This is a genomic window from Candidatus Omnitrophota bacterium, assembly GCA_018830005.1.
Taxonomy (GTDB): Bacteria; Omnitrophota; Gorgyraeia; order JAHJTE01; family JAHJTE01; genus JAHJTE01.
In genome coordinates this window covers 820,132-835,893 of the sequence record JAHJTE010000001.1, presented here as the reverse complement: position 1 = coordinate 835,893, position 15,762 = coordinate 820,132, and the positions used below count along the sequence as shown (strand labels likewise).

At 37.1% G+C, this 15,762-nt stretch carries 16 protein-coding genes; all 16 read right to left on the bottom strand.

From position 1 onward, the window contains the following. Window positions 1-11: 11 nt before the first annotated feature. On the bottom strand, window positions 12-1,526 hold the full coding sequence (locus KJ593_04405) for a secretin and TonB N-terminal domain-containing protein (protein MBU2541123.1): 1,515 nt from the start codon (window positions 1,524-1,526) through the stop codon (window positions 12-14). A gap of 33 nt (window positions 1,527-1,559) precedes the next feature. Then, window positions 1,560-1,949 (bottom strand): general secretion pathway protein GspB, encoded by a 390-nt coding sequence (locus KJ593_04400; GenBank protein ID MBU2541122.1) that lies wholly within the window; start codon window positions 1,947-1,949, stop codon window positions 1,560-1,562. Between the two features lie 13 nt (window positions 1,950-1,962). Then, window positions 1,963-2,556 carry a type 4a pilus biogenesis protein PilO gene (gene pilO / locus KJ593_04395; GenBank protein ID MBU2541121.1) on the bottom strand — a complete coding sequence of 198 codons (594 nt, stop codon included), beginning with the start codon at window positions 2,554-2,556 and terminating at the stop codon, window positions 1,963-1,965. Then, window positions 2,547-4,100: a pilus assembly protein PilM gene (gene pilM, locus KJ593_04390; protein MBU2541120.1), complete on the bottom strand. Its 1,554-nt coding sequence runs from the start codon at window positions 4,098-4,100 to the stop codon at window positions 2,547-2,549. Before pilM ends, pilO begins: the two co-directional genes overlap by 10 nt. A gap of 7 nt (window positions 4,101-4,107) precedes the next feature. Beyond that, window positions 4,108-4,284: a helix-turn-helix domain-containing protein gene (locus KJ593_04385; protein ID MBU2541119.1), complete on the bottom strand. Its 177-nt coding sequence runs from the start codon at window positions 4,282-4,284 to the stop codon at window positions 4,108-4,110. 210 nt (window positions 4,285-4,494) lie between these two features. Next, window positions 4,495-4,821: a pilus assembly PilX N-terminal domain-containing protein gene (locus KJ593_04380; GenBank protein ID MBU2541118.1), complete on the bottom strand. Its 327-nt coding sequence runs from the start codon at window positions 4,819-4,821 to the stop codon at window positions 4,495-4,497. A 5-nt stretch (window positions 4,822-4,826) separates the two neighbouring features. Then, window positions 4,827-5,039 (bottom strand): winged helix-turn-helix domain-containing protein, encoded by a 213-nt coding sequence (locus KJ593_04375; protein MBU2541117.1) that lies wholly within the window; start codon window positions 5,037-5,039, stop codon window positions 4,827-4,829. Window positions 5,040-5,118: 79 nt separating this feature from the next. Then, window positions 5,119-5,394 carry a hydrogenase maturation nickel metallochaperone HypA gene (locus KJ593_04370; GenBank protein ID MBU2541116.1) on the bottom strand — a complete coding sequence of 92 codons (276 nt, stop codon included), beginning with the start codon at window positions 5,392-5,394 and terminating at the stop codon, window positions 5,119-5,121. After that, the gene (locus tag KJ593_04365) at window positions 5,381-6,070 is read right to left on the bottom strand and encodes a hypothetical protein (GenBank protein MBU2541115.1); all 690 of its coding nucleotides are present in this window, start codon (window positions 6,068-6,070) and stop codon (window positions 5,381-5,383) included. Before KJ593_04365 ends, KJ593_04370 begins: the two co-directional genes overlap by 14 nt. Continuing rightward, window positions 6,042-6,449 (bottom strand): biopolymer transporter ExbD, encoded by a 408-nt coding sequence (locus tag KJ593_04360; protein ID MBU2541114.1) that lies wholly within the window; start codon window positions 6,447-6,449, stop codon window positions 6,042-6,044. Before KJ593_04360 ends, KJ593_04365 begins: the two co-directional genes overlap by 29 nt. Continuing rightward, window positions 6,446-7,144 carry a MotA/TolQ/ExbB proton channel family protein gene (locus KJ593_04355; GenBank protein ID MBU2541113.1) on the bottom strand — a complete coding sequence of 233 codons (699 nt, stop codon included), beginning with the start codon at window positions 7,142-7,144 and terminating at the stop codon, window positions 6,446-6,448. The genes KJ593_04360 and KJ593_04355 overlap by 4 nt, the downstream gene beginning before the upstream one ends. 53 nt (window positions 7,145-7,197) lie before the next feature. Next, the gene (locus tag KJ593_04350) at window positions 7,198-9,699 is read right to left on the bottom strand and encodes a tetratricopeptide repeat protein (GenBank protein MBU2541112.1); all 2,502 of its coding nucleotides are present in this window, start codon (window positions 9,697-9,699) and stop codon (window positions 7,198-7,200) included. An 80-nt stretch (window positions 9,700-9,779) separates the two neighbouring features. Continuing rightward, entirely contained in the window at window positions 9,780-12,575 is a 2,796-nt protein-coding gene (uvrA, locus tag KJ593_04345) for an excinuclease ABC subunit UvrA (GenBank protein ID MBU2541111.1), read from the bottom strand. Between the two features lie 94 nt (window positions 12,576-12,669). Beyond that, on the bottom strand, window positions 12,670-13,887 hold the full coding sequence (locus KJ593_04340) for a glycosyltransferase family 39 protein (protein MBU2541110.1): 1,218 nt from the start codon (window positions 13,885-13,887) through the stop codon (window positions 12,670-12,672). 43 nt (window positions 13,888-13,930) lie between these two features. Further along, the gene (locus tag KJ593_04335) at window positions 13,931-15,328 is read right to left on the bottom strand and encodes a glycosyltransferase family 39 protein (protein MBU2541109.1); all 1,398 of its coding nucleotides are present in this window, start codon (window positions 15,326-15,328) and stop codon (window positions 13,931-13,933) included. 141 nt (window positions 15,329-15,469) lie between these two features. Beyond that, a complete protein-coding gene (locus KJ593_04330) occupies window positions 15,470-15,718 on the bottom strand; it encodes a hypothetical protein (GenBank protein MBU2541108.1) in 249 nt (82 codons plus the stop codon). Window positions 15,719-15,762 lie beyond the last annotated feature (44 nt).

The following is a 15,762-nucleotide window of genomic DNA, read 5'->3' as shown; positions in this document are numbered from 1 at the left end:
CTCAAATTACATCATAGATCATTACGTTCTTCAAACTCTGTAAGAGCCTTATCAACCTCATCAGAGGAAGAACCCAATGGCCCTTGTTCACGCTCATTGTTAATAAACCGTCCGGCAGATTGTATTAATGGAACGCCGCCGCTTTTGACAACGCGTGGCGTAATAAAGATAATCAGCTCGCGATTCTTTGTATCACCTTCTCGATGACGAAAAAGTGCTCCCAGAAAAGGAATATCCCCCAAAAAAGGAACCCTCTTCTTTGTCTGGGAATCAGTAGTACGAATCAATCCGCCGATTACAACAGTCTCTCCATCGTTAACCATTACTATGGACTTAGTGCCACGAACCTCCGGGTCCTTTAATATATTTCCGCCAAGGGTTATTGACCCTGTTTTTGCCTCAATAACCTTTGTCTCTAAAAGCATTATAATTTCGCCACTTGTAATATTTACCTGTGGCGTAACACGCAATGAAATACCGGTTTCTGCTCTTTCGGCAGTCTCGGTTATTGAACCTGTAGTACCACCCGCTGCCGCTGTCTCAGTAGTAACGCCAATAGCCTCATCAGCGGTTATCTTTATCTCAGATGTCTCATTGGAAAGTGTTAACAGGCGAGGCCTAGCCAGAAATTTAGTATCAGTGCGTGTCTTTAATAATTCTAGAGTAAGGATTAAACGCTCTGCGCTCAAGATGCCAAAATGCGTTTCTTGACTAGTTGGGGCATTAGCGCGATTTTTATTAAAGAGAAAGTCAGTCTCCGCAGAAGGTCCTGTAAAGCTCAAAAGATCAGCATTGGCAAATTTAACACCTAATTCATCTAAAACATTCTGATTAATATCCAGCATCTCAACTTCAATCGCTACCTGAGGAATTGAAATGTCAAGTTTTGCAATAGTGTTTTCAATCACTGCAAATCTTGAATGAATATCTGTAACAATCAGACTGTTTGTCCGCGCATCCTCAACAATATTGCCGTGAAGAGAAAGCAGTCTTCTTATTGCCTCAACGATATTGAACTCATTGCTTGCCGATGTTCCTCCTGAGGCATCCTCTGTATCTGAAGCAGCACTTTCAATCTCTCGGCTCAAGCGGGAACTTGGAACTCGAGCATATTTTAAATAAAATACGCGGGTTTCAGTCTCTATTGCAGACTCGCCTTTGTCCCTTACTATAAAAATATCAGAATAGCTATCCCTCTCGTAACCTAAATTATTAGCTCTAAGAAGCTTATCCAATGCCTCATCTACAGGAACATTGTTTAAATATAATGTGATTTTACGATCTTCTATAGCAGAACTTGCAATAAAATTAAGCTCTGCCTGCTGAGAGAATATCTTCAATACATCTTTGAGATTTGCCTCCTTGAAATCCATTGAAATCTTTTGTGTTTCATCTTCAAAGATAATATTCTGCCAGGCAGGCAAATCGTCCGAATAAATCTTCGGAACAAATAAAAACAATGACAAATAAACAACTATGCCAATGGATAGCATCTTTATCCTGTAATTTCCCTTAAGGTTTTTCATTTATTCCCCCTTATTTTTTTACTTAGGCTCAAATCAAGGATTTAAACTAAATATCTTTCCCTTAAATAAGACCACTACCTCTCGTGGTTTAATTTCTAGAACCGTAATCGATTCTGGCTTCCCTAGGACATCTCCTTCTCTTGTTACCTCATCGTTGATAATTGCCTGGGGAAATAATCCCCCCCAGACTATTCCATTTATCTTGACTTTTGGAGAAGAAACAGGTATCTCTCTTTCAGGTGCCTTAATTACTTCTTTTGCTTCTTCTGCCTTTTTTTCCGGTAATAGAGACCTAAATGGACTGCGTAAGCCAGAAGGTTTAAAAGCAACCTTCTTGGAAGAAACAACATCTGCCTGACCTAGGCTGTACAACGACAGAAGAAAAATAGTTATGAATAAGACAATTAAAGAAGTATTTTTCATTTTTAGTACAATCCTAGTATCTTGAAAACGCTTCAGATACATCTAATTCCTTCAGGGCGACTGCATACAAGGAAAGATTGATATTTAACTTTTGCGATTGCATAGATTGCCAAATCCTCCCCCCCTCTGCAGAAACCTTAAGATTTCTAATTTCAATGAAACCTTCGTAATCCTCAATTCTACTTAAGAATAGTCCTAATCCGTAATAATCAGCCTTTGCTACAAGATCAACGGGAACGTAGTAAAATCGTTCATCACCTTTTACGAACTGGGGCGTTAAGGATATTATCTCTACCCCAGAGGCACTCGCCCACTCATTAATAGCATTAACCACCTGACGGCTGTCTTTATCGAATAGTATTTTTTTCTGATAATAATTATAATCTTTAGCGCTATCGTTAATCTCTGTCAGTAGATTACTCATATTCTCCTCTGTTTTAATCTTCTGCTGCAAGAGCTTATAAGCATTCGCATTCTTCTTAATAATATTTACTGAGATAATTAAGCCGATTAAAACTATAGCGATAATAAAAAGATTATCGGTTTTTTTTAGGATATCCTCAATTTTTATCTCTTTTAGATTCATCTTATTTTTGACTAACGGCATTTAATCTGAAATAACCGGATCACAAAATCATCCCTGGCTGATTGCCTCACCGAACTAAGTACAATATCCTTAAAACCTTTGTTGAATTTCGTATCATTGCGTAATTTACTTAAGAATTGATCGATTACGACTAATGCATTTTCACCTGAAGGCAGATATGCAACTCCCTCAAGTACCATTTCTAAGCTGCCTCTGTCCTTACGAAAGTCTAGACCTTCAAGCCAGACGCCATCAGGCAACAAGGCTTGAAGGCGCTCAATCTTTTCAGTTAGATAAACCCTTGATGCAATTGTTGCCTCGACTTGATCCAGCTGGTCTTGAACCAACTTCTTTATTGCAACAAGCTCCTTCTGACTAAAATCAATAGCCTTTGGTAAAAATGCAAGCTGTTCTTTAGGGGCTCGAGTTAGATTTAATTGCTTTTCCAATTTTTTTATTTTAAAATTTCCAAGGACATATATAGCAATTATTAAAGCTATGAATATTCCGCCAGAAATAAGACATTTTTTAAATAGTGGTTTAAAAACAAATAACTTTGAAATCTGAGCAAATTGTGATTCTTTTCTTATCAACTTCTCTTCTTTCTTCTTTAGGAGATTTAACTCAACTGGAAAATTACATAAACCACGAAACGATGCCCCTGCTGCCTTAAGCAAATCGCAGTGGGCTGAATCAATCCCTAAGGTCTCGGCCGCTAAAAATGCAGTGGTTGATATACCTAACTCCTGAGCAATCGCCTGCGCCCAAGAATTTGTTTCAGAGACGTCTGTAAATAATAAAATCTCTGAAATATTATCTTGCAATGCAAGCTGCTGGTGGCGGAAATAATCAATAGAAATTCTTATTTCATTTATTAGTTTATTTAATTTGCTTTCGAGATTGTCCTGCTCTGGGGCCTCGCCTGCGGTAGATAATTTTAAATCGCGAATAAAACAAGGCATATTGGAATCTAAAATCAGGATATCTCCTTCTGAAAGGCGAGAATCAATATTTATAATTAGTACTATTTTTTTTAAATTGATTCTGGTCTTAACAAAGGCTGCACGCAGAAAACTCAAGCTTGCCGGTTCCAATGAAACGATATTAAATCCCACCTGATTAAGTACCTTAACATACCTCTCAACGGCTTTCTTTTTAATTGCAGCAAATATTACATTAAAGCCTTTACTCCTTTTATTGCGTCGCGTGAGAAAATCAAATATTAATTCCTCTATTCGAAACGGTAGATATTTTCTTGCTTCATAATTAATGGTCGAGTCTATTTCCCTTTTTGATACAAGTGGAATTTGAAAAGATCTTACAATAATATCGTGCGCAGGCAAACCAACGTAAACGTCGCGGCCTGTAAATTCATTCTCCCTTAAAATCTTTTGTAAAATTGCAGAAAATTTTATCTCATCCTCGGAAAGTTCCATCAGGTTAACGCTAAATTCTGATAGTTCCTGCCTGCAGTATTTAACAATCTTTCTAGCGCTGGATTCAACAAGTGTAATCGCGTCCGCGCTTAAATTAATGCCTAATTGTGTCTTGTTAAAACCTCTCATCTTTATCCTAATCTGCCTTTTGTTCGTGAGACCTCAGCCATTTATCGACACTTCTTCTATCGAAACGCCAAACGCCTCCCACCTTAATGCCTGAAATCTTCTTCTGATTCAGCCAGTTATAAATAGTCTGCCTTTTAAGTCGTAAGTAATCCGCTAATTCTTGAATATCCATTAATCTGGACATACCTTGCACCTCAATATGTTATCAGCAAAAAGTATAACATAATTATATTCTACATCTTACTTAAACTAATATATTCTTAATTAAAACATATTATACTTACTTTGTCAATAAAAAATTATTATTAATTTACTTAGACTTACCGGGATTTACTTGACGTTTAGGTAATTTCTCTTTGTGACTTAAAGAGCGGGGTCTTTTTAAAGAGGGTCTTTATGGGAAATAGATGATGTTAGTTTCTAATCTTTCTGTGGCGGGATAATAAGCAATATCTACTTTTTGGTTATTTATTGGATCTAAATCTAAAACGTTTAAGGTACGATCTTTAAAAATATCTTCTCTTGCCTGTACAGCGGCTGCCTGAGTAGAATAAAAGGCAGTTATTCTGCGAATTTGCTTCTCTATCTGCCTAGCTTGGTTTGTCATTAAATACACTGAGGTTATTGCAACCATAGAAACTAACAAAACGAAGATCAATACTGTAACTAAAGCTACTCCTTTCTTCTTATTAATCTTGCCTCTGGTATTGCTGGTATTCATAAGAGCTATCCAACTTCCGCTTTTCTCAATATCAATAAATAACTTTCACCATCATTATTCAGCACAACATGACCTTCTCTGGCTAACCAACCGATGCTCATTAATAAGATATCGCGTGGTTTATCAATATTAGATAAGACATCTTCTAATTTTGCTTGGCCATGACTATCCAGAAAATGCCAGACCTCGCCTGCTGCTATGCCTATCCTTGTAATCATAACTGCCTCCTCCAATGAGCAGACAATTTATGTCCGCTTAAACTTAAGCTAAGCTATAACTTTCTTTATTATAATCCACTTAGCTGATTTTTTCCAGAGAAAAATTAGAATTCGAGGTTGAAGACTCTACCCTTCTATTGAAACTACCACAGCGTGGACATTTAGAAATTGCTGTCTTCTTATCAAAAATTAAATAAGTATACGTACAAACGTTACAATGCCAGGCATCCTTTTCAGACTCCAATATATTAAAAAAACGTTGTCTCTTTAAAGGTATCACCCACATGACAAATAAAAATAAAAGCGGGCAGGAAACAAATAGAAAAATCAACCAGCTAAAATTAATTGGTATCATTTTTAAGATCTAACTCGAGTTCGTGCCAGTTAGCCCTACCGAATGCGCAAGTATCAAAAACCAATCTTCTTAGCGCCCTTTGAATAAACATATCTGCATCAAAACTACCAGAAGAAATTGTCTTCTCCGAGAGCCTAACCCTGCCTCTTTCCGAAATATATAATTTAAATTTAACTGGCCGCGGAATCCCTTCTTTAAAATAAATATTCATAGCAGGTAATCTTTTGGAATCAAAAAATTCCAAATCTTTTTTGGGCAGACCAGAATACAAAAGAATCTCACTTGGCAAGGTATCTAGCTGGGATCTATAATAGACCTCTTCTCTCTGGCTCTTTTGAGCAAGGAAATATTTTTCTGGCTTTTCAAGAAATATCTCTAATTTTGGGTAACCCTCCAGATCTTGCCCTAATGCATTCTTTACTGCAGTATCAAAATATATATTTTTGTGAATGTTTTTATCTTCTGAAGGAAAAAAATCATAATCAGCAAGATAAGAGCCCAGGAACATAACTTCTTTATTTACAGCAGGCACTTTTATATCTGGGAAGGTTATGTCTACAACACTAAAAAGGCAGATATGCCAACAGAAAGAAATAACGCAAGAAATTTTTAAGGCGCGCCTATTGCGATTATTCCTTGGAATACCTTCATTCAACCTGTTGGTTAGTAGCGACATTTATTTGTTCCAGTCCAATTTCACGACATAAATCCCAAATTTCAACAACGCGTCCCAAGTAAGCCTTGGAATCAGCTTTAATCAGAACAGAACCCGAAACGCGTTTAACGGCCTTCAATCTCGCTTTTAATTCATCTAGAGTTACTACGGAACCTCCTAGATACAAAACATTTTCAGCGCTAACAGTTATAATAACATTCTTATCTTTGACTACTTCGCTTGTAACTGCCTGGGGTAAATTTACACGTATCCCAGATCGTAATACAAAACTTGAAGTTAACATAAAAAATATCAATAGCTGAAAGATGACATCAATTAAAGGCGCGATGTCGAGTTGACCTAGGCCATGCTCTAACTGCATATGTCTTTTGAATTTCATGATTCAGAAAACGTCCTTTCGGTTAAGAAATTAAGCAACTCTGTAGCTGAGCGTTCCATTTCTAGAATAAAACTATTTACACGATTAACAAGATAGTTGTAAGCTACGTATGTGGGAATGGCTATTGAGAGACCTGCCACCGTAGTAATTAATGCCTCCCATATTCCACCCGCAAGATCTCCCGGACTCACTGGCTGAAATCCTACTGACTTCAATTGTATAACCTGAAAACATCTCACCAGGCCCATTACCGTACCTAATAACCCCAAAAGAGGACAGATATGCGCTAATGTAGCCAGAAGGCCTAAATTCTTCTCCATTCTCGGCACCTCATATAAAGAAGCATCTTCCATTGCTTCTTTTATATCCTCTCGAGAACGATCAGACTTTACAATCCCTGCCTTTAAAATTAATCCGATTGGATGTGGTGACTTATCGCAAGACTCAATAGCCTCTTTAACCCTTTGCCTTTTTAAGGTATCAACTATTTTCTCCAGGAATTTACTGGCGTCTAAGCGCATTCTATGAAGCAACCAAAACCGCTCCATGACAATTGCCAAAGCAAAGATTGAACAGACAATGAGTAAAATCATTACCGGTCCACCCTTATTAATAATGCCGACTTTCAAATAGAGAAGAAAGGCGACTACAATACTTAAAAGCAACAAACCAATCTTTTGAATTATTTCAGACATTAATTCACCTCTCTAGTTAATTATTTCTGTCTTTGATATTAATTGACGCAAAACTATTTTCCTTGAGCCTTATCAATATTTTTCTCAATCCAATTCAAGCGATCATAGGCATATTTAGCCTCATCAAAATCTGTATCTTTCAATTTATTGTATATCTTCTTCGCCTCTTTCCAATTGCGCTGCGTTTCGCAGATCCTGGCAGCCCTAAGAAGTGCTCGCTTGGCGAGATCTTGTTCAAATCCAGGTAGATAACTTATCTTAAGATAATTTTCAAGTGCCAATTTTAGATTACCCCTCTCTTCTTCAACCTCCGCAATCTTAAATAAAATCTCCGGATTATATTCACGCGAAGAGGCCTTAAGTGCATCTCTATAGTTAGAGAGGCTCTCTGAGTAATCTCTTATTGATCTTAAAGAATCCGCCTTTTTGGTTAAGATCAACGTTTTGTAAGCTGAAAATCGTTGTTCTTGCAAAAGTTTATCATAAATTGCTAAGGCGCTTCGATGGTCTTTGTTTGCCAAATAAATTTCCGCCATTGAAATATTAGCATTCAAACTCAACTCAATATTTTTAGAATCCCTAACTTGCGAAAATGCCTTTAATGCCGCCTTGAAACGTTCTGATTCACTATAGCTTACTGCTATATTGAAAAAAGCAGCGTCAGAAAGCTCATGTTCGGGAAAATCGCTTAATAGTCGACGAAAGTATCTACGTGCGATTTCAAAATTGTCGATTGCCATATAATATTCACCCAACCAATAAAAAACATCAGCACATATTTTTGATTCTGGATGCTTTTTTAAAAAGACCTTTAGTCTTTGCAGGGCCTCTTTTTCCTTTCCTAACTGGAAAAGGCAATTTGCAATTTCATACTCGGCAGCCTGGCTGATTTTTTCATCCCGTTTTATATTTTCTTTGAAGATTCTTTCAAAAGCAGAAAGAGATTTTTTATATTCACCTAGGTTGTAAAAGGAAGATGCCAATAGATACATAGCGTCAGACGCCAAATTAGTTTCGCGGAATTCAGTTAAAAATTTATTAAGCTGGTCTATAGCGCCTTTGTAATTTCCCTGCTGAAAATAAACCAATCCCAAATAATATTGCGCCCTATTTTTAAGCTTCGTCTTAGGGAAATTATCGAGCAATGCCCGGAAACTTAATATAGCCGCATCGAGTTGCTCTGATTTGTAAAGACTGGCTGCGACCTGGAACTGGACATAATCGCTATAAAGCGAATCCGGGTAACTTTTTAGAATTTCATCATAAGTTTCTAGGGCCTTATCTAATTGGCCTGTCTCTTGATAAGTATCACCCATTTGGCATAAGGCGCTAATCTTTACAATCTCATCATTGGATGTCTTGGCAATCTTATCGAATTCATTTATTGCCTCCTGGAACTGTCCTATCTTAAGATAAGACCAGGCAAGCCCGTAATAAATCTTACTCTCAAAATCTTTAAACTTTTCAAGATTAGAGAATCTATCGATCATTTCTCTATATAGAACTACGGCAATATCAAATGAGTCACGATTATATAGGGCCTCTGCCTTGCCTAAGAAGGCCTCCAGCAGATAATCACTTTCTGGAAACTGCCTAATCAGTCTATTGTAAATTTCAATTGCTACTCCTAAATCATCCTCCATGAATTCAACTGCCGCCTTTGCCAAAAGAATTGCATCCGTTACTTCAGCAGCGAGGAGCACCTTCTTTGCCTCTTTTATTTTTTTCTCATTTATATAACACCAGGCAATACCGACAATGGCTAAATTCTTCAGCTTATCAGAATCTGCAACCTTTATATTGGTTTTAAGCATTTCCAATGTTCTCTGATAGAAATCTACTGCATTTTTATAATCTGCTTGATAATAAAAGATTTCCGCCAAAAAGAAAAAGGCCTCAGGCAAACGATTGCTTTTTGGAAAATCTTTAATGAATTCATTAAATGTACTTTTGGCCTGTTGGCGCTGCCCAGAGAGATAATGGCTTTGTGCCATCTTAAAGCTTGAAGGCTCTACTAAAGGGTGCTTGGGAAATTTAGATATCAATTGACTAAAAGAATCGACTGCCTTCGCATAATCTTTAAGTTCAAACATACATAAAGCAACAGAATAATAAGCTGGGGTAAGAAATTCCGAATCAGGATAATCTTCAATGACCTTATAGTAAAAGCTGGCGGCCTTCTTGTAATCCTTCCCTTTAAAATGGACTTCAGCAATCCAAAAATTAAGGCCGTCCTGGATTTGGCTCGTTTTAGGATTTTTTAGTAAAGATTCGAATTGTGAAAGGCTCTCAATAAATTGGCCTTTAAAAAATAGGCATCTTCCAATATAAAATTGCGTCTCATAAAGATAAGAACTATCCGGGTAACGCTTAATAAAACGCTTGAAACTTTCTAAGGAGAGATCGTAAAAACCGTCTTGGAATGCCTTGGCTGCCACATAAAAATCCTCCGCCTCATTACTTTCAATGCAGTATACCCGATTAGGGAGTAATAGACTCTGGGCTATCCAAAAAAACAAAAAAACACTAGTTAAAAGAAAGCATTTTTTCTTCATCAAGTACTAACTATAACAGAATTTCAAAGCTTGCTCAATACCTTTTTTTGAACACTTTTAAGAGGTCAAAAATACGTAATTTAGCGCCGCAGTGCCTTCTTAAGGTAAATACCGGTATAACTCTTAAGGCTGGCAATAATTTCCTCTGGTGAACCGCAAGCGACTACTTCACCTCCGGCATCGCCGCCTTCAGGACCCAGATCAATTATATAATCACAGGACTTTAAGACATCTAGATTATGTTCAATAACTAAAACAGTATTACCTGCATCAACCAATCTATGTAAGACATCAAGCAACTTATCAACATCAGCAAAATGAAGTCCTGTTGTAGGCTCATCCAAAAGATAAAGCGTCCTGCCGCTTGAGCGTTTACTCAATTGCTCTGAGAGCTTTATCCTCTGGGCCTCGCCTCCTGAAAGTGTTGTTGCGAACTGCCCTAACTGAATATAGCCTAAACCAACATCACTAAGAGTATCTAATATACGTTTTATCTTGGGAATATTTGCAAAAAGCTCACGCGCCTCACTCACACACAAATTAAGGCAATCACTTATTGAATTACCTTTAAATCTAACCTCTAGAGTCTGTTGATTAAACCGCGTGCCTTTACATACTTCACAGTGGACGTAAACATCAGGCAAAAAATGCATTTCGATTTTTTTAATGCCATCACCCAAACAGGCCTCACACCTGCCTCCTTTTACGTTAAAGCTGAATCTTCCAGGCTTATATCCGCGTGCCCGCGATAATGGAAGTCTGGAAAAAACTTCCCTAATGTGTGCAAAGACGCCTGTATATGTAGCCGGATTGGAACGTGGCGTCCTGCCTATAGGAGCCTGATCAACGATAATTACCTTATCAATAAATTCTAAACCTGAAATCTTGGAGTGTTTACCCGCCTTCTCTTTAGAATTATAAAAGTGAGAGGCTAATGCCTTATAGAGAATATCATAAATCAATGTCGACTTGCCTGATCCGGATAAGCCGCTTACGCAATTAAACACTCCTAAAGGTATATTAACATCAATTTTTTTGAGATTGTGTTCGCAGGCGCCTTCAATTCTTAAGGCCTTGCTAAAATCAGCGATCCTTCTTTCTCCTGGCGCCTGAATCCTAAGTTCCCCATTTAAAAATTTTGCGGTTAGAGATTTTTTGGACTTAAGCAGACCAGGAAGGCCTCCGGAATAAATCAAATAACCACCGCCAGCTCCTGCTTGCGGGCCTAAATCAACTATAAAATCGCTGCTTCTTATTGTGGTCTCATCATGCTCTACTACTATCACTGTATTGCCTAAGTCTCTCAATGACAAGAGGCTCTTAATCAGCTTACGGTTATCGCGCTGGTGCAGGCCAATGCTAGGCTCATCAAGAATATATATAACACCAACTAATCCTGAGCCAATCTGTGTTGCAAGTCGAATCCTCTGAGCCTCTCCACCGGAAAGCGTCGAGCTCTTTCGCTCCAATGTTAAATAATCAAGTCCAACATTAATGCAAAAATTGAGCTTATTTCTTATCTCTTTCAAGGCCTCCATCCCAATCACTGCTTCTTTACTAGACAACTTCAAATTATCAAAGAATTTCTTAGCTTCCTTAATTGAGAATTGACATACATCCCATATAGAAAGACCTGCGATTTTTACTGACAAACTCTCCTTTTTCAATCGTGCGCCAAAACACTCAGGACAAGCTAATACACTCATAAATCTGGATATTTCACCTTTGAGAAAATCACTTTTTGTCTGACTGAATAATCTCGTAAGATGAGGAATAATGCCTTCAAACGGCTTGCCCCAAATATGTATATCAACCCCATAAAGGATTGCCTTACGTATAGATTGTGGCAATTTCCTAAAGGGTACATTTAAGCTGAAGTCTAATTCTCTGGCTAACTCACGCAAAAGGGCGCGATAATACATAAGATAGCTCCTGCCACCTTTTTTCCAAGGAGCAACAGCCCCTTCTGCGATCGACTTACTTTTATCAGGGATAATCAAATCTGGATCAAATTCCAACTTGGTGCCTAAACCGTTACACGCAGGACAAGCGCCATAGGGAGAATTAAAAGAAAAAAACCGCGGTTGGATCTCACCCAGGCTTTCACCGCAGTGTACGCATGCATACTGCTCGCTAAATATGCTCTCATGCCTAGCATTTTCTTTAAGGATAATAACTGTTCCGCCTCCGATCTTAAGGGCCATCTCTATCGAATCCGCAAGGCGATCCTTAGACTTTGCCTGGACTTTTAATCTGTCGATAAAAATCTCTATTGTGTGTATCTTGTATCTATCTAAGGCGACGTCCTCTCCTAAGGCATGTTCTTTCTTGTCGATCCTAACCCTGCTAAATCCGTCTTTACGAATCTGTTCAAGCAGACTTCGATAATGGCCTTTTTTACCTCTTATGACAGGAGCAAAGATACTAATTATTGAATTAGGCATGGAAGTAATAACCTGCTCTATAATCTCTTCTGAGCTCTGACTCTTGATTTCTCGAGCGCATTTATGACAAAAAGGGCGTCCAATACGTGCAAATAAAAGACGCAGATAATCATAGATTTCAGTCTGTGTCGCTACAATAGAACGCGGATTGCTAGATGCGCTGCGCTGTTCTATTGCAATTGTCGCCGAGATTCCTTCGATGGATTCAATGTTCGGCTTTTGAAGTTGCTGCAAGAATTGGCGGGCGTATGCAGAAAGACTTTCGATATAACGGCGCTGGCCTTCAGCATATATAGTATCAAAGGCCAAAGAAGATTTCCCGGAACCACTTAAACCCGTGATTACCGTCAGGCTATTGCGAGGAATCACAACCTTTATATTTTTAAGATTGTGTTCTTTAGCACCGTTAATAACAATAGAATCTTTCACGATATTGCTCTTAATTCCTTTAGACAGCTGCCTATCCATGCTATCGGGGGTATATTTATACGTAGGCTTGATTAGATTAACTTTAGCAAAGGGAAATTTAAAATTTTGGAATAATATTTTTTGCCATTAAAAGCCAATAACTGACAGGATCATAGATTTTCTTATAATAAAATATGTCCATGAAATTAAAATAGTTCAGGAAGAATATTAATACTGAGCTTGCAAAAACTAAATAGAGCTGATAGAGCTTGGTCTTCTGTCTGAATAATTCATATAGCATCACTACCGAAAATAAGTATACGACCATTTCTAAATTTAGAATATGGCGTGCGACTCTAGCATACTTTAAATTAGATACAATTATAAAATAGACTAAAAAATAATTAAAGAAATAAGTAGTCCTCCAGACAAATTTTCTTGATAGTAGCGTATAACAAAAATAGCCGATAAACAGGAGCGTTGTTATCGGACTAAGCAGGAGATAATGAATTATGTGGGTATACCAAGGCCCGTCATTAAAAAGTATTGCGTAGCTGCTAGGTACAGTACCAGTAAGGTAATGACCTGACCATGCTTTTACTAATAACAAAAAATCCTGAAAGTTGCCAAATAATACTAGATAGAAAACAGGTAATAATAGAACTGGTATAAAAATTGTGCCAACAAGACATAGGTTGGATATCTTATTTTTGTAAACATATTTATACAGTAAAAAGGAAAGTATAAAAAATGGCAAAAGGAGTAAACTTGGCAATTTAATAGAAATGGCAAAGCAAAAAAACAAAAGAAATAAACAATAGTTGATCTTGTTCTGTTGCTTTAAAAATACAAAAAAAAGCCAAACAGCTATACAACAAAATAAATTCGCGTTGCTATCTGATAGGGCCCTTCTTGCCATTGCCATAAGTAACGGCGAGGAAGACAGCAATAAAACATAGAAATGAGCTAAATCTCTATCGAAATATTTTTTACAAAAATAAAATGAGACCAGTAAAAACAGGATAAAGCAAAACCAGGAAAATCTTGCAAGAGAGACAAAGCTGATACCAAATAACCTAAACCATAAAGAGGTCGCCAGAATGTGGCCTGCCCTTAAAGGTGATGGAAAAAGATGTTCATTCTTATCCTGGACATATTGCTTTGCTAATTTTCTAAATTCCCCTAAGCCTCCAGTCGCAACTGCACTTGCATATTTAAAATATCGGCCTTCATCTGCAGAGGTGTAGAAATCACTTTCTTTTGGAATTGTAAAATATATATTTGTGATTGAAAATAAAACTAAAATCCAAATAATCACATAAAATAATCTATTCATCGAGACCCTCGGGTATGCTAAGCCCTGAATACGTCCTAAATAACTAAAAATAACATGGCTGAGAGGTTGTGGCCAAAATACCACCTACCCAGAAAGTTTTAAATACTGAAAAAAGTAGAATAAGAATAAATATAATCTCATAAGTTATTCTTACCTTAACGGCATCAATCTTGGTAATCCTATTATATAAATCATGACAAAGTTTTGATGCCAAAATTAGTAAGGGTGGTATGGATAATATAATATAACGACTCTGATAATTGCCCCAGAGAATGTGAAAGGCCAATATAACAACTGCCCAAAGAATTAATAAAAAATCTTCCTCACCCTTCTTAAAATAATAATAGATTATCGCAATATAGGAAAATAAATAGAGGGGTGAAAATTCGATTAATCTTTTTAAATAAAAATAGGGTGGCTCTCCTCTAAATATGCCCTGATACCAGCCCGATTTAGGGATAGTGAATGAGAAGACGATAGGCAAAATATATCGAACTAAAAATAAAACTGCCAAAGAGCAGGAAAAAACAACTATCAATTTTTTTAATCTGCCTAAATTATAAGTCTGGTGCCCCTTATCTTTTAGGCTTAATAATGCCTTTCTCAAGATTAAGGCTATAGCCAGAACAGAGGAAAAGATAATAACTACTAAACTGAATGCCTCAAACGGCCGAGTTATATTGGCAATCACAAAACCTCTTAAAGTCTGAAATTTATCAATCAAGGCATTCCAAATTATCCATGGTAGGAAAAGAAGACCTATGCTCGCTAAGAAAAATAAAAAATCTTTTTGTAATAACAGCTTTCTTTTTCTAAGTAGCATGAATCCGATAATAACAAAGAGGGTCAAAATTGCCTGATACTTACTGAGCAATGCTATACCCAAACTAATACCGGCAAAAACAAAGTATTTCCTGCTCCTTTTAGTGTTAATAAAAAACAATATTGCCAAAGAGGAAAAAAAAGTATAAGCGGTCTCAATCCAAACCTTTTGAGAACAAAGCCAATTAATAGGCTCGATGCTCACAAACAAAGCCGAAAGAATAGCTATATTTTTGTTATAAAGGTTCTTTGCAATAAAGAAGGTAACAATGATTGTCCCTAAACCGAAGAATAACGGCACAAGCATGGCTGATTCAGTAGCCACGCCCCAGAGAAAATACATTAGGGCAATCAGATAACAGAAAACTGGCGGATAAACAAAAAGCGGACGATTAATAAAATCTGGCAGCCTTCGACCTTCAGCTGTAAATTTATCATGAAAATTACGGGAAGAATAATTCAGAGGATTTTCATATACCCCTTGCGCAATCTTCATATACATATAACCATCAGTGGTAAGAGCAGGTAACTTAGAAATTCCGTAAATCCTAAGAACAAAGGCAAAGATTATAATGAAAAAAAGTAATAAAGGCCCTGCTTTTTTATTTAATTTAAGCATTGTAATATTTCTTGTTATTTTTATATAACGAGTCTAATCAAAAAAGACCTCTGTAATACCTGTCTTAAATTTTAATTTATATTAAAAATTTCAACAGGAAAACTATCATTACAGAGGCCTTCTTTTGATTCAAACAAACTATTATCTTTTCTTCCTTTTCTTCCTTCTGCCGCCCCGAACCATCTTGGCCATGGAGACGTCACCTTTCTTATCGATGAAGTAAAGGTATCCCTTCTTTCTCGTGATACCACATTTGGCTACCTTTTTGGGCGAGCCTCCTTTTTTCTTGCCTCTTGCCATCTTGGCCATGGAGACGTCACCTTTCTTATCTACATAATAAAGATAACCTTTCTGTCTCTTTATCCCTACCTTCATTACTTTCTGTGCCATAATTCACCTCCTTTTATAAGACCACAATTTACATAGTGAAAAAA

Coding starts and splice junctions, on each gene's coding strand:
- KJ593_04360 (MBU2541114.1), bottom strand. CDS start 6,449: ATGAAATTCAAAAGACATATGCAGTTAGAGCATGGCCTAGGTCAACTC.
- KJ593_04350 (MBU2541112.1), bottom strand. CDS start 9,699: ATGAAGAAAAAATGCTTTCTTTTAACTAGTGTTTTTTTGTTTTTTTGG.
- KJ593_04400 (MBU2541122.1), bottom strand. CDS start 1,949: ATGAAAAATACTTCTTTAATTGTCTTATTCATAACTATTTTTCTTCTG.
- KJ593_04365 (MBU2541115.1), bottom strand. CDS start 6,070: ATGTCGCTACTAACCAACAGGTTGAATGAAGGTATTCCAAGGAATAAT.
- KJ593_04330 (MBU2541108.1), bottom strand. CDS start 15,718: ATGGCACAGAAAGTAATGAAGGTAGGGATAAAGAGACAGAAAGGTTAT.
- KJ593_04380 (MBU2541118.1), bottom strand. CDS start 4,821: ATGAATACCAGCAATACCAGAGGCAAGATTAATAAGAAGAAAGGAGTA.
- KJ593_04335 (MBU2541109.1), bottom strand. CDS start 15,328: ATGCTTAAATTAAATAAAAAAGCAGGGCCTTTATTACTTTTTTTCATT.
- KJ593_04375 (MBU2541117.1), bottom strand. CDS start 5,039: ATGATTACAAGGATAGGCATAGCAGCAGGCGAGGTCTGGCATTTTCTG.
- pilO (MBU2541121.1), bottom strand. CDS start 2,556: ATGCCGTTAGTCAAAAATAAGATGAATCTAAAAGAGATAAAAATTGAG.
- KJ593_04340 (MBU2541110.1), bottom strand. CDS start 13,887: ATGAATAGATTATTTTATGTGATTATTTGGATTTTAGTTTTATTTTCA.
- KJ593_04405 (MBU2541123.1), bottom strand. CDS start 1,526: ATGAAAAACCTTAAGGGAAATTACAGGATAAAGATGCTATCCATTGGC.
- pilM (MBU2541120.1), bottom strand. CDS start 4,100: ATGAGAGGTTTTAACAAGACACAATTAGGCATTAATTTAAGCGCGGAC.
- KJ593_04355 (MBU2541113.1), bottom strand. CDS start 7,144: ATGTCTGAAATAATTCAAAAGATTGGTTTGTTGCTTTTAAGTATTGTA.
- KJ593_04370 (MBU2541116.1), bottom strand. CDS start 5,394: ATGATACCAATTAATTTTAGCTGGTTGATTTTTCTATTTGTTTCCTGC.
- KJ593_04385 (MBU2541119.1), bottom strand. CDS start 4,284: ATGTCCAGATTAATGGATATTCAAGAATTAGCGGATTACTTACGACTT.